Annotated in this window: 13 protein-coding genes; 6 read left to right on the top strand and 7 right to left on the bottom strand. The window is 65.1% G+C overall.

Features of this window, described 5'->3' with window-relative positions:
* The first annotated feature begins 1 nt into the window (after position 1).
* The 3 genes from EV643_RS09330 to EV643_RS44765 all read left to right on the top strand — a co-directional run bounded on the left by EV643_RS09330 (position 2) and on the right by EV643_RS44765 (position 3,816).
* Positions 2–850, top strand: coding sequence for an alpha/beta hydrolase (locus tag EV643_RS09330; protein ID WP_133799576.1), 849 nt, complete (start codon positions 2–4; stop codon positions 848–850).
* On the top strand, positions 847–3,333 hold the full coding sequence (locus EV643_RS09325; protein WP_133799575.1) for an alpha-L-rhamnosidase-related protein: 2,487 nt from the start codon (positions 847–849) through the stop codon (positions 3,331–3,333). The genes EV643_RS09330 and EV643_RS09325 overlap by 4 nt, the downstream gene beginning before the upstream one ends.
* Positions 3,334–3,639: 306 nt before the next feature.
* On the top strand, positions 3,640–3,816 hold the full coding sequence (locus EV643_RS44765) for a hypothetical protein (RefSeq protein ID WP_202869467.1): 177 nt from the start codon (positions 3,640–3,642) through the stop codon (positions 3,814–3,816).
* Between the two features lie 41 nt (positions 3,817–3,857).
* On the opposite strand, the gene EV643_RS09315 is transcribed toward EV643_RS44765, so the two are convergent.
* Entirely contained in the window at positions 3,858–4,745 is an 888-nt protein-coding gene (locus tag EV643_RS09315) for a helix-turn-helix transcriptional regulator (protein WP_133799574.1), read from the bottom strand.
* Between the two features lie 101 nt (positions 4,746–4,846).
* On the opposite strand from EV643_RS09315, the gene EV643_RS09310 reads away from it, so the two are divergent.
* A complete protein-coding gene (locus EV643_RS09310; RefSeq protein ID WP_370452245.1) occupies positions 4,847–5,386 on the top strand; it encodes a cyclophilin-like fold protein in 540 nt (179 codons plus the stop codon).
* 33 nt (positions 5,387–5,419) lie between these two features.
* Here EV643_RS09310 and EV643_RS09305 read toward each other — a convergent pair whose 3' ends face one another.
* Positions 5,420–6,190 carry a glucose 1-dehydrogenase gene (locus EV643_RS09305; protein WP_133799572.1) on the bottom strand — a complete coding sequence of 257 codons (771 nt, stop codon included), beginning with the start codon at positions 6,188–6,190 and terminating at the stop codon, positions 5,420–5,422.
* A gap of 435 nt (positions 6,191–6,625) precedes the next feature.
* Between EV643_RS09305 and EV643_RS09300 the strand changes: the two genes are divergently transcribed.
* A complete protein-coding gene (locus EV643_RS09300; RefSeq protein ID WP_133799571.1) occupies positions 6,626–8,041 on the top strand; it encodes an MmgE/PrpD family protein in 1,416 nt (471 codons plus the stop codon).
* A 25-nt stretch (positions 8,042–8,066) separates the two neighbouring features.
* On the opposite strand, the gene pntB is transcribed toward EV643_RS09300, so the two are convergent.
* Positions 8,067–9,485 (bottom strand): Re/Si-specific NAD(P)(+) transhydrogenase subunit beta, encoded by a 1,419-nt coding sequence (gene pntB / locus EV643_RS09295; protein WP_133799570.1) that lies wholly within the window; start codon positions 9,483–9,485, stop codon positions 8,067–8,069.
* 25 nt (positions 9,486–9,510) lie between these two features.
* Positions 9,511–11,061, bottom strand: a complete 1,551-nt coding sequence (locus tag EV643_RS09290; RefSeq protein WP_133799569.1) for a Re/Si-specific NAD(P)(+) transhydrogenase subunit alpha — start codon at positions 11,059–11,061, stop codon at positions 9,511–9,513.
* Between the two features lie 203 nt (positions 11,062–11,264).
* On the opposite strand from EV643_RS09290, the gene EV643_RS09285 reads away from it, so the two are divergent.
* Positions 11,265–11,999, top strand: coding sequence for a FadR/GntR family transcriptional regulator (locus EV643_RS09285; protein WP_133799568.1), 735 nt, complete (start codon positions 11,265–11,267; stop codon positions 11,997–11,999).
* Between the two features lie 52 nt (positions 12,000–12,051).
* Here the strand turns inward: EV643_RS09285 and EV643_RS09280 are convergent, their stop codons facing one another.
* Genes EV643_RS09280 through EV643_RS09270 form a run of 3 tightly spaced genes read right to left on the bottom strand, consistent with a single transcriptional unit; the run spans position 12,052 to position 15,184 of the window.
* The gene (locus EV643_RS09280; RefSeq protein ID WP_133799567.1) at positions 12,052–13,215 is read right to left on the bottom strand and encodes an acyl-CoA dehydrogenase family protein; all 1,164 of its coding nucleotides are present in this window, start codon (positions 13,213–13,215) and stop codon (positions 12,052–12,054) included.
* Positions 13,212–13,994, bottom strand: a complete 783-nt coding sequence (locus tag EV643_RS09275) for an enoyl-CoA hydratase/isomerase family protein (RefSeq protein WP_133799566.1) — start codon at positions 13,992–13,994, stop codon at positions 13,212–13,214. The genes EV643_RS09280 and EV643_RS09275 overlap by 4 nt, the downstream gene beginning before the upstream one ends.
* Complete coding sequence (locus EV643_RS09270; RefSeq protein ID WP_133799565.1) at positions 13,982–15,184, bottom strand: CaiB/BaiF CoA transferase family protein; 1,203 nt, start codon at positions 15,182–15,184, stop codon at positions 13,982–13,984. Before EV643_RS09270 ends, EV643_RS09275 begins: the two co-directional genes overlap by 13 nt.
* Between the last annotated feature and the right edge of the window lie 35 nt (positions 15,185–15,219).

Here is a 15,219-nt window from a genome sequence, read left to right as displayed (position 1 = left end):
TATGAAGACTGATCCGTATCCCGCCGCCGGCGGACTTGTGCGCGTATATCCCGCCTCCCGCGCATCCGGTATCGGGCTCCTGTGGGCACATGGAGGAGCCTTCGAATTCGGCGATCTCGACATGCCCGAAGCCGACTGGGTGGCAAGGTCACTCGCAATGCGTGGGATCACAGTCGTCTCGGTCGACTACCGCCTCGCCTCGGATGACCTCCACTACCCCGGGCCATCCGACGACATCCTGACCGCTTGGGCGTGGGCGCGGGACAATCGCGAACTGCTCGGCATCGATCCTGATGGCTTGTCCATTGGCGGTGCGAGCGCAGGCGCGAATCTCGTCACCGGCGCCGTACTCAGGATGCTCGAAGTCCACTCAGGCGGGCTACCGTCCACGTTGGTCCTCGCATATCCCTCGCTGTTGGCCGTGCAGTCACCGCCCGATCAGGAGCTCGAGGATGCCTTGAAGGCGCATCCGGTCGGCGAGATGTTCGGCCCCGCCCGGATCCGGGCGATGTACGAAACCTACTTCGGTGGCCCAATTGACACCGCCCCTCTGCCCGTGACGCCCGGACTCGCAACCCCGGCTGACCTGATGGGGTTCCCTCCGGTCCTGGTGATCAACAGTGAGATCGATGATCTGAGCATTTCCGGCGAGATCTTCGCCACGTCGCTTCGGGATGCAGGGCGGAAGATCACCCTGATCACAGAGCCAGGGACCGCCCACGGCCACCTCAATCGACCAGACGAGACCGCCGCGACCACATCCGTGGGACGCATCGCCCGGTGGTTGGCAGCTAATTCGCAGAACAAGATGAGCGGCGATCCGCTCACGGAAAGGATCCGTAGACCATGAGCGACGACTTCCCCGGAGTGCGCTGGCACGGTCATTGGATCGTGGCCGATCTTCCCGAGTTCACGATGAGTCCGACCGGGTTCGGCCGCGACCTTCCGCCGGCGGAGTTCTCCCGGGTGCTGTTCCGCCGTACGTTCGACCTGCGAGAGAAGCTCGACCGCGCCCCACTTCGGGTGTCCGCGGACTCGCGCTACCTGTTGTCTGTCAACGGCGCCGAGGTCGGCCGCGGCCCAATCCGATCGCAGCCGCGCCGGTTGAGATACGACGAGTACGACGTGTCCAGTCACCTCGTTGCCGGCCGCAACGTCATCTCGGTTCTGGTCACGTACTACGGCAACGCCAACTCGTTCTGGCAGCCTGCTGCGTCCAGCGGGCTGATGGGACGCGATGCGCAACTTGTCCTCGAGGCACGGCTGGGCGACGAGTGGTTGGTGACCGACGAGCGGTGGCGGGCCTACCGGTCGCCCGCGTGGCGTGCGTTCAAGGGCCACGACGCACTGACCGGGGTTCCGGTAGAGCTCCTCGACGCACGGGAGCTCGACCCTTCATGGGCGACTACTGACTTCGACGACTCGGGATGGACCACCGCCAGCCTGGTCAAAGCCAGCCATCATGGCGGGCTGGCCGAGTCGCGCCCGCCCGTCGATCCCTACGGATCGATGCTGCCGCGAGGGATCGGCACCCTTGGCGGCGAACGCGTGTCACCGGTGACCGCCGTCGTACAGACAGCTCCGCTCCGCGACGATCTGACCGATCATCCCGCCGAACGCGTGGTCGCCCAACTCGCTGTTGCGGGTACGCCGACGCCAGCTGAGCTCCCGCTGACGGTCTCGCTCGCACCGGAGACCGTCACGATCGTCACGTTCGACTTCCAACGGATCGTCGCAGGGCATGTCGAACTAGGTGTGGACGCTCCGGCCGGCGCACGACTCGACCTCTTCTACCAAGAAGCCGAATTCGATGCCACCACCGGGCCGGTCGCCTCGGCACCTCGCACCAGCGCCAGCTACACCGCGCGCGGCGTCGGTGACCATTACAAAGCCATCGACATCAACGGCCTGCGCCGGATCTCCCTCATGCTGCCGGCCGGCGACGGGGAGATCCAAGTCCGCGACATCGCGGTCGACGAATACCACTACCCCTTCGCCGGCGGTGCGCGCTTCGAGTCAAGCGATGCCGAACTCACGAGGCTGTACCGGGCCGGTATCCGCACCACGGAGATGAACTCTTTCGACGCCTTCACCGACTGCCCGACTCGTGAACAGCGAGCATGGGTGGGCGACGGTGTCGTACACCAGATGGTTCATCTGGTGGCGAATGAGGACTGGCGTCTGGCCCGCAACTACATAGCGCTCGGCGCCTCGCCCCGATCGGACGGGATGCTGCCGATGACCGTCGTCGGCGAAGCCGAGTTCGGCGGCGGTTTCAGCATCCCCGACTGGGCTCTGCACTGGATCCACGGCGTTTGGAACCTGTACCGGCACGACGGTGATCGCGAAGCGACGCTCGAGCAGCTCCCGGTCGTCGAGCGGATCCTGAGGTGGTACGCGAACTTCGTCGACGAACACGGCACCATCAGCGACGTCCCGGAGTGGAACCTGATCGACTGGTCCAGCGTGTTCTCCAGCGCCCGATCCTCGCTGATCACCGGGTTGTGGGCACGCGGACTGCGCGAGTACGCCGAAATGTCCGACTGGGTGGGCAACACCGCCTCGGCGACCTGGGCGCGCGGACTCCACCAGGCCGCGCAGGTCGGGTTCGAGGACTTCTGGGACGAGGAACGTGGCAGCTACGTCGACCACATCGTCGAAGGTGAACGCAAGCCGGCGATGTCGCAGGCGGCGGGAGCGACCGCGATCGTCTCGGGTCTTGCACCACGCGAGCGATGGGCCCGGATCGTCGACGTCATCACCGACTCGGAGTCGCTCGTGATCCGTTCCTGGATCGGTGGAGCCGACGGCGGCTACGACATGCAGAAGATCGTCGAACAAGCCAGCGGCATCTACCGCATCGACTGGGACGCGCACACCGAGATCGTTCTGGCCGAACCCTTCTTCAGCTACGTCGTCCACGATGCCGTCGCCCTTGGCGGAGCAGCCGACCGGCTCCCGGACCTGCTCCGCCGATGGAGCGTCTTCCTTCAGAGCGGGTACGACACCTTCGGCGAGTGCTGGGGCTGGGGCACGCCGGTCCACGCCTGGAGCGCGACCCCGACCAAGGACCTCATCTGGTACGTCCTCGGCGTCACCCCCGGCAGCCCGGGCTACGAAACAGCTCGCATCGCTCCCCGGCCGGGACGCATCACCCAGCTGAGCGGGTCCGTGCCCACACCGTACGGGCTGCTTCACGTCGATGTGGACAACGGCATCGTGCGAATCGACAGTCCCGTCCCGTTCCGCTTCGTCGACGACAACTCCATCGAGTACGACGGTCCCGCCGGCAAGCACGAGTTCACGCTGACAACCTCCGGGAAGCAGAAGTAGTGACATTCAAGCTCGGCTATCAGATCCCGAACTTCACCTACCCGGGAGGACCGGAGCGGCTGTTCCAGACCGTGATCGACCAAGCAGTCAAAGCCGAGTCGGCGGGATCGACCAGATAATCGCACCTATGCTGGCCGATGAGCGCCACGACTTCAGCGGTCGGTGGTACCGCAGTGAACAGGCCGTGAAAGTGCCGAAGGTACAGACACCGCCTCCCGATCATGCTGGGCGGGGGTGGCGAGAAGAAGACCTTCCGGCTCGCCGCGCGGTACGCCGAGCACATGAACATCATCTGTCCGAGAGCAGATGACCGACTACATGCGCCAGTTCGCGTTCATCGGCACTCCCAAACAGATCGCCGAGCACATCTCCGACAACATCCTCGGGCACGGAATCGACGGCATCGTGATCAACCTGCCGGTCAACGGACACGAGCCCGGCGTCGTAACTGAGATGGGCCGAGTGCTGTCTCCAATCCTCTGACAAGAAGAACCCTTACCTGCCTCAGCAGGTCGGGGTTCTTTCTATTCAGCGGACAGCTTTGTGGTCGAGCCGGCCGCCTCTTGTGAGGCTGCCCAGGAGGCGAGCAGCCGCAGCGCGTCCTCGGAAGAGGAGCCGGGCTCGGCGGAGTAGACGGTCATTGTGAGGTGGGGGTCCGCCCTCAGGTCCATGCTCTCGTAAGCGAGGGTGAGATCACCGACGATGTGGTGGTGGAACTGTTTGACCCCGGTGCCGTGCGTTCGGACGTTGTGGGCGCCCCAGCGCCGCCGGAACTCGTCACTGCGGGTGGACAGTTCGCCGACCAGGTCGTGCAGGCCTTTGTCGTGTGGATCCTTCCCCGCCGCGGTGCGTAGGTTGGCCACGGTCATGTTGGCAGCCAGTTCCCAGTCAGGGTAGAAGCGATGCGCCGCCGAGTCGAGGAAGGCGAAGCGGGCGAAGTTCGGTTGACTGGCCGGGTCGGCGTAGACGTCGCAGTACATGGCGCGGCCCAGCTGGTTGGCGGCGAGTAGATCCATCCGGTTGTTGCCGACGATCGCCGGCGCGCTGGTAATGGCGTCAAGCGTCCACTGCAGGCTTGGGTGTATCGACGCGTGCTTCGGGTGCCGGGCACGGCGCAGGATCGCGGTGCTTCCGTCGGCCTCGTGCGCGAGGTGAAGCAGGTGAGCTCGCTCCGCGTCATCGAGTTGCAGGGCCCGGGCGACAGCGTCGAGAACACCGGCGGACGCCCCGGCAAGTGAGCCCCGCTCGAGCTTCGCGTAGTACTCGACGCTCATTCCGGCCAGCGCGGCGACCTCGCTGCGCCTGAGCCCGGGAACTCTGCGCTGCCCGGCGACGGGCAGGCCGGCCTGCTCGGGGCTGATTCGGGCGCGCCGCGAGGTCAGGAACTCACGCACCTCGACTCGGTTGTCCACACATCAGACACTACGACGTCTCACCGAGCCGTGGGTTGTACTGGTAGTACACCCATCGGCAGTAACTTTCCCACGCCGCCAGGTTCATGTGAGCTTGGCGCATGACCTCGACTTCGTCTGGATGGTGCCGCCGGTTGCTCCCGGCGGTCCCGGCCACCGTCCTGGTGGCACTGTTGACCGTGTGTTCAGTCAGTAGAGGCACGGCCGGTGGGATGGACACGATCCAAGGCGTGCAAACGCCCGACGCCTTGAGCGCAACTCCTGGCCTGCGGGTGATGCTGTTGTTTGACGACCGTGCAGTCCCGGCGACCTTAGACGACATGCCGGCAACTCGCGAGCTCGCGGCAAGGTTGCCGCTGACGATGGACTTCCGCGACACCTGGGGGCAGGCCAAGTCCGCCCGGCTGCCGGGTCCAGTTCCCGTCATCGGCGTCGCGCGGACTTTGGAGCCTACTCCCGGGGGTATCTACTACTGGCCGGACACTGCCACACTCGCTGTGTACTACGACGACCTCGGCCAAAGCGTCCCACCTCCGGGACTGGTCCGCCTCGGCACACTTGACGGCGACCCGGCCGAGATCGCCGACGTCGGCCATCAGGTAGCGGTCCGGATCGATTGGGCCGTCAAGAGTCGCTCCTGAGCGGCGGACCAGTCAGCCCTAGCCCGCATATCCCTAGGCCGTGAAGCCGCCGTCGACCACCAGGGAGCTACCCACTACGAAGCTCGCGCCTTCCGACGCGAGCCACAAGACCGCAGAGGCGATCTCCTCGGGTCGGCCGAGGCGGCCGATCGGCTCCTGCGCGATCATTTCGGCGCGCCCGTGCGCCGTACCGCCGGAAACTCGCAACATCATGCCGGTCTCGATGATCCCAGGTACCAAGGCATTGATCCGGATTCCCTGGTCGGCATAGTCGAGTGCCGCGGACCGCGTCAGGCCGATCACCGCATGCTTGGCTGTCGCATACATGGCCGAGCCCTTGGTCCCGACGAGGCCGGCGCCTGAGGAGGTGTTGACGATCACGCCACTGCCAGCCTCGAGCATTATCGGCAGCTCGTTGCGCATGCACAGGAACATGCTGGTGAGGTTCACGTCGAGGATGTATCGCCACTCGTCTTCGGTCGCCTCGGCCAGGGGCTTGGTCTCCTGATCTCGACCTACGTTGTTGAACGCGATGTCAAGGCTGCCTAATCGCCGCACTGTCTCGTCGAGGGCGGCTTTGATCTCGGCCTCGACCACGACGTCTGCGTGGATCGCCAGGGCCTGACCACCTGCTTCGCGCACCAGCTCGGCCGTCACCGCGTTCTCCGCCTCGTCGATATCGACGAGCGCCAAGGACGCGCCGCTTTGAGCGAATGCGAGCGCAGTCGCACGTCCGATCCCATTGGCGGCTCCAGTGACGAATGCTACTTTGCCGTCAAAGGCGCCTGCAGTGTTCCTGGTCATGATGCTCCGTTCGAAGTGCAGCGGCGAGTCGAAGCCGCAAACGACAGTACGGCGTCACGAACCCAGTTGGGATGCTCTGTCAGTACACCCATCAATGCTGGTCAGCTGCCGAACGTGCAGTCAGCATCGTTGCCTGGAGCATCTTCTCAGCCGCCTGCCAGTCAGTTGCTGATGGCTGGGCTGCCTGGTGTAGGTGCTGTCGCCGAGTCGGTTGCGCGCCCTCTACCGCGCCATGGTCAATCTCGGCGCCACCCGCTCAGCACCCTCACCATGCAACTGACACGTCGGTCCAAACGCACGGGTGAGGTATCTCGATTATTAAATGTCAAACACTTGCGGCTGTGTAAGATCGGTAATAGGTTGTCGTGCACCGAGAACCGCGAAGGTGCGGTCCTAGACTCCTGCTCCTGAATACGCACACGCGCGAGGCGTCCCATGACAGTTGCCGCAAGCCCCAATCACATCGCGGACAGCGTCATCCGCGACTTCACCTCGTTCACGACTCAGGTGCGTTACACCGATGTCGGCGACGCCGCCGTGTCGGCTGCGAAACGATGTCTGGTCGATGCCCTTGGATGTGCCCTCGGCGCTCAGGAGACCGACGTCATGCGGGCGCTGCGCACCGTAGCGTCGACAGCAACCAGCTCGCGAGCGGCCACCGTCTTCGGCACCACCATTCGAACGACGCCCGACCTGGCTGCCTTCGTCAACGGGTCCGCGATCCGGTGTCTGGACTTCAACGACGACTACTTCGGCACCGATGAGTCGAATGCCAAGGGAGATACCGGGCCGCACCCCAGCGACAACCTGGGGGGCGTTCTGGCAGCAGCCCAGGTTTCTGGTGCGACCGGCGCCGACGCCCTGCTCGGCGTCATCATCGCGTACGAGGTCTGCGGTCAGCTTGTCGACGAGGTAGTCCTGCGAGGGAACGGCTGGGACCACCCCACGTTCCACAGCATCGCGACGTCCGCAGCCGCGGCGAGACTCCTTGGGCTCTCCCGGGCACAGACGGCCGACGCGATCCGGATCGCGTCGGTCGCCAACATCTGCCTGTTCGAGACCCGGGTGGGATCGATCTCGAACTGGAAGGGCCTGGCCGGTCCCAACGGGAGTCGCAACGGGCTCTTCGCGGCCATGCTCGCCGAGGCGGGAATCACCGGTCCGGAGATGGCCTTCGAAGGCGCCCGTGGATTCATGCGCCAGCTCGACCACAGGTTTTCTCTCGGCCCCTTCGGTGGCAAGGGACGACCGTTCCGCGTCGAGAACACCTACTTCAAGCACTTGCCCTTGCGCTACGAGCTGCAACTCCCCGTGCAACTCGCACTCAAACTGCGTGAGGTCGTCGATCCGCGAGAGATCGCATCACTCAAGGTCTACCTCGAACACAAGTCCGTAGCGTCACGCGAGGCGGAGCCGGCCTTGTGGCGGCCATCGGGCCGCGAGACAGCCGATCACAGCGGCCCCTATCTCATCGCGGCGGCCTTGGTCGACGGAGGGATCACCGAGGCCACGTTCGAGCCCGGGCGTTACCTCGATCCGAAGCTGTTGTCGGTCACCGACACGATTGAGCTGATCGAGGACACGACGTACACGGCGAGCTTTCCGTGGCAGATGGCCTGCCGGTTCGAGGTGCGAACCGAGGACGGGCGTTCCCTGACGATCCGCGGCGAAAATCCCAAGGGTCACCCGCAGAACCCCATGAGCGACGCCGAGTTGACCGCCAAGTTCCTCGGCCAGGTCGAGCCACGGCTCGGCGAGGACCGCGCGCGGGAGCTGCTGCGCGCACTGTGGAGTCTGGAGCACGAGTCTTCTCTCGACCGACTCTTCAACCTCATGACGCCGGGCCGCTGACATCAGGTTGCGGTGGGCCGGGCGATCAGATCGCGTGCAGGATGTCTTCGACGCGGTCTTTGGCGTCTCCGAAGAGCATTGCGGCGTTGTCGCGGAAGAACAGCGGGTTCTGTACGCCGGCGTACCCCGAGGCCATGGAGCGTTTGAACACCACGACGTCGTCGGCTTCCCAGACGGTGAGGACGGGCATGCCTGCAATCGGCGAGTCGGCGTCTTCGACGGCGGCGGGGTTGACGGTGTCGTTCGCGCCGATGACCAAGACGACGGCGGTTGCGGCGAAGTCGTCGTTGATCTCGTCCATCTCCAGCACGATGTCGTAGGGCACCTTGGCCTCGGCCAGCAAGACGTTCATGTGACCGGGCAGGCGACCCGCCACGGGATGGATCCCGAATCGGACATCCACGCCTCGGTCACGAAGCTTGCGGGTGAGCTCAGCCACTCCGTACTGCGCCTGCGCCACCGCCATCCCATATCCGGGGGTGATGATCACCGAGTCGGCGGCGGTCAGCAGCTCTGCGACACCCTCGGCGGTGATCTCGCGATGCTCGCCGTACCCGCCATCAGCACTGGCAGCCGCCTCGACGCCGAAACCGCCGGCGATGACGGACAGGAACGACCGATTCATCCCCCGGCACATGATGTAGGACAGGTACGCACCCGAGGAACCCACCAAGGCTCCGGTGATGATCAGCAGGTCATTGCCCAGCAGAAACCCTGACGCGGCAGCAGCCCAGCCCGAGTAGCTGTTCAGCATCGACACCACTACCGGCATGTCGCCACCACCGATCGACGCGACCAGATGCCACCCCAGAGCCAGTGCAAGAACAGTGACGGCGATCAGTAGCCACAGCTGCGGATCGAGCACAAACCAGACCGTCAACAGAGCGAACGCGCACACCGCGCCGACGTTCAGGACATTCTTGCCCGGCAGCATCAGCGGCCTCGAGCCGATCCGCGCCGACAACTTGAGAAAGGCGACGATCGAGCCGGTGAACGTGACGGCGCCGATGAACACGCCGACAAACACCTCCGCGGAGTGGATCCCCAGGAGGTCTTGAGCAGCCAGCAGGTGCGCCTCCTCCCCATCGAGATTGCGCTCGACGGACAGATAGCCGTTCCACCCGACCAGCACCGCGGCCAGACCGACAAACGAGTGCAGCAGCGCGATCAGCTCAGGCATCCCGGTCATCTCCACCGCTCGGGCACGCCACAACCCGATGGCCGTCCCCGCCGCAGTCGCCGCGATCAGCAGGACCAGGCCCACGACCTCGATTTCGTGCTCGAACGCCAGCGCGATCGTCGCTGCCAGCGCGAGCGCCATTCCGGCGATTCCGAAGGTGTTGCCGACCTTGGCAGTCTCATGCCTCGAGAGGCCGGCCAGGGCCAGGATGAACAGCAGCGCAGCGACGATGTACGCCGACGAGGCGATGGTCTCGGTACTCACGTCAGATCCTTTGTGCGGGCCCGGATCACGACCGGGAGAACATGGCGAGCATCCGTCGGGTGACCGCGAAGCCGCCGACGACGTTGATCGAGGCCAGTAGGATCGCCACGAAGGAGAGGGCCGTGACGAGGCCGCCACCAGCTCTGCCGGCATGGCCGATCTGCAGCAGCGCGCCGACCACGATGATGCCCGAGATCGCGTTGGTCACGCTCATCAGCGGCGTGTGCAAGGCATGGTGCACGTGCCCGATCACGTAGAAGCCGATCACGATCGCCAGAGCGAACACGGTCAGGTGGACCTGCAGGGCCGCCGGCGAAACTCCAACCAGCACGAACAATGCCGCGGCCGAGCCGAACACCAGGCCCAGCCGGCGAGCGGGCGACAGGCGCGCCTTGGCCGGAGAATCCGTCGCAGGCGCCTTCGAGGCCGCGAGACTCGGGGTGGCTGACACCTGCACCGGCGGGGGCGGCCAGGTCACTTCAGTGGCGCCGTCGTGATACCGGACTACGGTCATCGACCGTTGCACCACGTCGTCGAAGTCCAAGGCCAGCTGCCCGTCCTTCGCCGGCGTCATCAGCCTGATCAAGTTGACCAGGTTGGTGCCGTACAGCTGGGAGGCCTGCGCCGGCAGCCGGCCGGGCAGGTCTGTGTAGCCGATGATCGTCACGCCGTTTGGGGTGGTGATCGCTTCGCCCGTCACAGCCCCTTCCACGTTGCCGCCGGTTCCCGCGGCCAGATCCACGATGACACTGCCCGGCCGCATCGACTCCACCATCTCGGCGGTGATGATCCGGGGCGCAGGCTTCCCAGGGATCAGCGCGGTGGTGATGATGATGTCCACATCCCGGCACTGCGCGAGGTACAGCTCAGCCTCACGCGTCTTGTATTCCTTGCCCATCTCCTTGGCATAGCCGGTCGCCGACACCTCGACCTCAGCGGACTCGATCGCCAGGTGCTCACCCCCCAGCGACCGCACTTGGTCGGCCACCTCCGGCCGCGGATCCGTCGCCCGTACGATCGCCCCCAGGCTCCCGGCAGCGCCGATCGCGGCCAGGCCGGCTACCCCGGCGCCCACCACGAGAACCTTTGCCGGCGGCACCTTCCCCGCCGCGGTCACCTGCCCGGTGAAGAGCCGCCCGAATACATACGCGGCCTCGATCACCGCCCGGTAACCAGCAATGTTCGCCATCGACGACAACACGTCCAACGACTGAGCCCGGCTGATCCGCGGTACCGCGTCCATCGCCAGGGCCGTCAGCGGCCGCGTTGCCAGGTCGTCCACCAAGTCCGGATTCAGCGCCGGCTGGATGAGGCTTACCACAGTCACGCCCGGCTTCAAGCGGTCCAGTTGGTCCGTCGAAGGCGCGTTCACGCCGAACACGACGTCGGACTGCGACACCGAACCGATCGAGGCGCCGGCCTCGACGTACGAGCTGTCTGGATAGCTCGACGCCTCACCCGCACCCGCCTCCACCACGACGCCGTACCCCAGCTTCGCAAGCTGGACCACCGTGGTCGGCGTTGCCGCAACCCGCGTCTCCCCCGGCTGCGCCTCTTTGAGGACTCCTATGATCACGTGACAGAAGTTAGCACTTCTCATAATGTCAAACAATAGATACTAGGCTTCTGGCAAGAGTCTCTCGCTCGGCAGGCGGACACTGAGCGTCACACCAGAAGCTGAAATTGCCTGTATGATATCTGTACGACAATTGTTTGATCGTTAGACTCACTGCCCCGCCGATGCGGCTTGCACGGCCGAGACATTGCGAGAGGCGCCGCATGACTGATCCAGTCGCCCAGAAGTTCCGTCCCCAACAGGTCACCAGACCCCGGGACCAAGTCGAGCAGCAGATCCGTGAGGCGATCCTGACCGGACAGTTCGCTCAGGGAGAGAAGCTGCCGGCTGAAACCGAACTCGCTCAACAGTTCGGTGTCAGCCGACCGACGGTGCGAGAAGCCCTGGGCGCGCTCGTGAGCGCAGGGCTCATCCGGAAGAGCCCCGGCGTGGCCGGCGGCAGTTTCGTGAACGTCGTGACCCCGGATTCACTGAGCCAGATGCTCAAGGAGTCCATGGACACGATTCTGCGTCTGGGTGCGCTCGACGTCGGTGAGTTGACGTCCGTGCGGAGGATGCTGGAGGTCCCTGCCGCAGAATGGGCTGCGAAGAACCGGCAGGACTCCCACCTCGACACGTTGCAGGCGATCGTTCAGAAGCAACGGGATACGACGATCAACGACCCAGCAATACCGTCGTACGATCTGGCGTTCCACACGACGATCGGGCACGCCTCGGGGAACCGTCTCCTGGCGGCATTCATTGCTGCTGTGCATGATTCGACTCACCCAGCTCAGTACCTCGAAGTCACTGAGGAGGTCGGCCGCCGGACCGTGAAGCAGCATATGGCGATTCTTCGAGCGATCGAGAGCGGCGAGGCCGAGACGGCTCGCGACGCCATGGCCTCCCATCTGGACTACGTGCTCCAGTACTCGCTCGGCATCGTTCGTTCCGAATGAGCATGCTGCGCTGCGGCCATGAACTGCCCTCCGGCCGCCATATCGTTCACCCCTACTCAGGCCTGGCCGCGATGGCGCGCGCGACCAGCATGCTCTGCACCTGGTTCGTGCCGTCGTAGATCTCGGTGATCTTGGCATCGCGAAGGCGTCTCTCGACTCCCAGGTCCCACTGATCGCCGTCTTCGCCGAGCAGTTCCACACAGGTCGAGCTGACCTCGACGCCCAGCGCAGTACAGTGCAGCTTCGCCATCGCGACCTCGCCGGTCGGATCATCAGGGCTCGCATCGACCAGGTCGCAGACCTCGTTCAGCATGGCGCGTCCCGCGGCGATCTCGGCCCGCAGCCGAGCCAACGCGAACTGCAGATCCTGTGCGCTGCGCGTGCGCGCAGACAGCAGATCGCGTTCGGCGCAGTACTGCACGGTGGCGTCGAAGGCTCCCTGGGCGAAGCCAATCCCCTGGGCAGCGGCGCTGATCCGCGACTTGGTGACCGAGCGGAGGAGCAGCGCGTATCCCTGTCCCTCGTCTCCGAGCCGTGCGGAGACAGGGATGCGGCACTCCTCGAAGCCGAGCGCAACCGTTGAGGCGCCCTTCTGGCCGAGTTTCTTCATCGGCGCGCCGGCATGTAATCCTTCGACCGCCGCAGTGTCGACGAGGAATGCGGTGATGCCGTCCTTGCCACGTTTGGTGTCCACCGTGGCGAACAACACGATCACGTCAGCGACGTCGCCGTTGGAGATGAAGGTCTTCTCGCCGTTGATGACGTAATGATCCCCGTCCAGGAGCGCGGTTGTTCGCATCGATGCGATGTCCGAACCTGCTTCCGGCTCGGTGAGGGCGATGGCGCCGATCGCGTCGCCCGAGCAAAGACGGGGAATCCAGGCTTCTTGCTGGTCTGGTCGGCCTTGCACGTGAATCGGGTGTGCGCAGTGCATCTGGGTCATGTAGACCGTCGAGGTCGAGCCGCACGCAGCGGCGATGGCGGCCAACGAATCGGCGTACGTCGCCGTGGAGGTGTTCAGCCCACCCAGCCTTTCCGGCATCAAGAGACCGCCGACGCCGGCCTCTGCCAGCGCAGCGATCTGTTCGGCCGGGAAGGTGCCATTCCGATCAGTTACGCCAGCTGCAGGCGCCACCGCTTCGGCGACGACCTTCTGCACCTTGGCCAGTACGTTCGAACGCTCATCGGCACCGGCACCCTGTGGCCGAGGGATCATCGCGGGTCCTCCTTGTTGAAGACGGGGTCGCGTCGTTCCGCGAACGCCGTGATGCCCTCCTGACCGTCCGTGGACGCGATCGCCAGGGCGGCGAGGGCTGCCTCCTGTTCCAGCGCTGGAGCCGCAAAACCCGCACGTGCTGCTTCAAGCAGCGTGGCGGTGCCGGCACGGCTCCCGGACGCGATCAACGCGGAAGTTCGCTCGACCTCGGCGTCAAGATCGGTGTGAGGAACGGGCGGCACAGAGAGCAATCCGATCTGCCATGCGCGGGCAGCATCAACCCGCTCCCCGGTGAGCATGAGGTGAAAAGCGGCCGCCTTGCCGACGGCAGCACTGAGTCGCTGGGTTCCCCCGAAGCCAGGGATACATCCGATTCGGGATTCGGGCAGACCGAACTGGCTTCGCTCCGACGCGATCACCAGATGGCAAGCAAGCATGAGCTCGAAGCCGCCTCCCAGAGCAAAGCCGTCCACTTGCGCCACGACGGGAACCGGGGACTGCTCGATACACGCCATCGCCCGGTGACCACGCCGGATGAACTGATGCGCCTGCTCGGCATTCAGCCCTCGGATCTCGTCCAGGTCGGCGCCTGCACTGAAAGCGCGATCACCTGCACCCTTGATCACCACGCACCCCACTGATGAGGCATGGGCGACCGAGTCGATCTGCTCAATGAGCTGCTCGAGGACAGCACTGTTCAACGCGTTGAGTTGCTGTGGTCGATTCAGCACAAGGGTGCGGACCAGACCAGCTTCGCTGACTTCAATCAGGGGAGCCATACGACACCTGCCTCGACCAGATCCTGCATCGCCGCCGCGTCGTACCCGGCCTCGGTGAGGATCTCACGACCGTGCTGGCCCAACAGTGGTGCTGGGAGTCGCGGCTCGCGAGGTTCGTTGGACCCGAGCCGCCACGGGGCAGCGACGCTCTGGAATCTTCCTGCGACGGGATGGTGCTGCTCAACAATGGCCTGGCGCGCCACCACCTGTGGGTCCGCGACAACCTCCGACAGGTAGTTGATCGGGGCACACGGAACCCCGGCCAACTGCAACGCCTTGAGTGCCATCTCGGAAGTCATCTCCGCGAGGGCACCAGCGAATGCTTCTACGACCTCCGATCGCCGACCGCGCCGCTGTGCGTTGGTGGCCAGATCCTGATCCGCTGCCAGCTCATGGAGGCCGAGCGCCCGGCACGCACGCTGCCAGAGCCGGTCGTTTCCGAGGGCGATGACGATCGAACGGTCGGCCGTGGGGAACGACTGGTAGACCGCGATCACCGAGTCGGTCCCTCCACACGGGCGGGGCTCTTCTCCCCCAGCCAAGAAGCCGGCGATGCGGGGGGCCATGAACGCCAGGTCGGCCTCGAGAAGTGCGATATCGACGATCTCCCCGCGCCCCGTCGTACGTTGCCGCACCAGGGCAGACGCCACAGCGAAGGCAGCCACCGTGCCTGCGGCCACGTCCGAGAGCGCCGTGCTGACGCGCTGCGGCACGTCGTCGACGCCGGTCACGCTCATCAACCCCGAGCGCGCCTGCGCTATTAGGTCATAGCCGGGAAGCGAGGCGTCAGGGCCGTCGAGGCCGAACCCCGAGACTGCGCAGATGACCAGATGGGAGAACCGCTCACGCAGGCCGTCCAGTCCCAGCCCGTGCTTCTCGAGCTTGGCCGGATTGAGGTTCTCGATAAAGACGTCCGCCGTCTCCAGCAGACGGAACAGGATCTCCCGTCCTTTGTCGCTACGGATATCGAGGCAGAGGCTTTTCTTGTTCCGGTTCACCGACAAGAACCAGGCCGCCTCGCCGTTGAGGAACGGCGGACCCCACCCGCGGGCATCGTCGCCCCAGATGGGCTCGACCTTGATGACGTCGGCACCCATGTCACCGAGGTACATCGACGTGGTGGGTGCGGCGTACGACGATGAGACGTCGACCACCCTGACACCCTGCAGCGGGCCCCGGTTCTCGCTCATGGCTCCTCGGTAACAGTCGAATTGGTGGAGTAACG

The organism is Kribbella caucasensis (assembly GCF_004361855.1).
Classification (GTDB): Bacteria; Actinomycetota; Actinomycetes; order Propionibacteriales; family Kribbellaceae; genus Kribbella; species Kribbella caucasensis.
The sequence above is the reverse complement of the archived record's forward strand: the minus strand, read 5'-3'. Positions and strand labels throughout refer to the sequence as shown.

What these genes read in the sequence shown, in the direction of transcription:
- EV643_RS09330 (WP_133799576.1), top strand. Translation starts at nt 2, where the DNA reads ATGAAGACTGATCCGTATCCCGCCGCCGGCGGACTTGTGCGCGTATAT.
- EV643_RS09325 (WP_133799575.1), top strand. Translation starts at nt 847, where the DNA reads ATGAGCGACGACTTCCCCGGAGTGCGCTGGCACGGTCATTGGATCGTG.
- EV643_RS44765 (WP_202869467.1), top strand. Translation starts at nt 3,640, where the DNA reads ATGACCGACTACATGCGCCAGTTCGCGTTCATCGGCACTCCCAAACAG.
- EV643_RS09310 (WP_370452245.1), top strand. Translation starts at nt 4,847, where the DNA reads ATGACCTCGACTTCGTCTGGATGGTGCCGCCGGTTGCTCCCGGCGGTC.
- EV643_RS09305 (WP_133799572.1), bottom strand. Translation starts at nt 6,190, where the DNA reads ATGACCAGGAACACTGCAGGCGCCTTTGACGGCAAAGTAGCATTCGTC.
- EV643_RS09300 (WP_133799571.1), top strand. Translation starts at nt 6,626, where the DNA reads ATGACAGTTGCCGCAAGCCCCAATCACATCGCGGACAGCGTCATCCGC.
- EV643_RS09285 (WP_133799568.1), top strand. Translation starts at nt 11,265, where the DNA reads ATGACTGATCCAGTCGCCCAGAAGTTCCGTCCCCAACAGGTCACCAGA.
- EV643_RS09280 (WP_133799567.1), bottom strand. Translation starts at nt 13,215, where the DNA reads ATGATCCCTCGGCCACAGGGTGCCGGTGCCGATGAGCGTTCGAACGTA.
- EV643_RS09275 (WP_133799566.1), bottom strand. Translation starts at nt 13,994, where the DNA reads ATGGCTCCCCTGATTGAAGTCAGCGAAGCTGGTCTGGTCCGCACCCTT.
- EV643_RS09270 (WP_133799565.1), bottom strand. Translation starts at nt 15,184, where the DNA reads ATGAGCGAGAACCGGGGCCCGCTGCAGGGTGTCAGGGTGGTCGACGTC.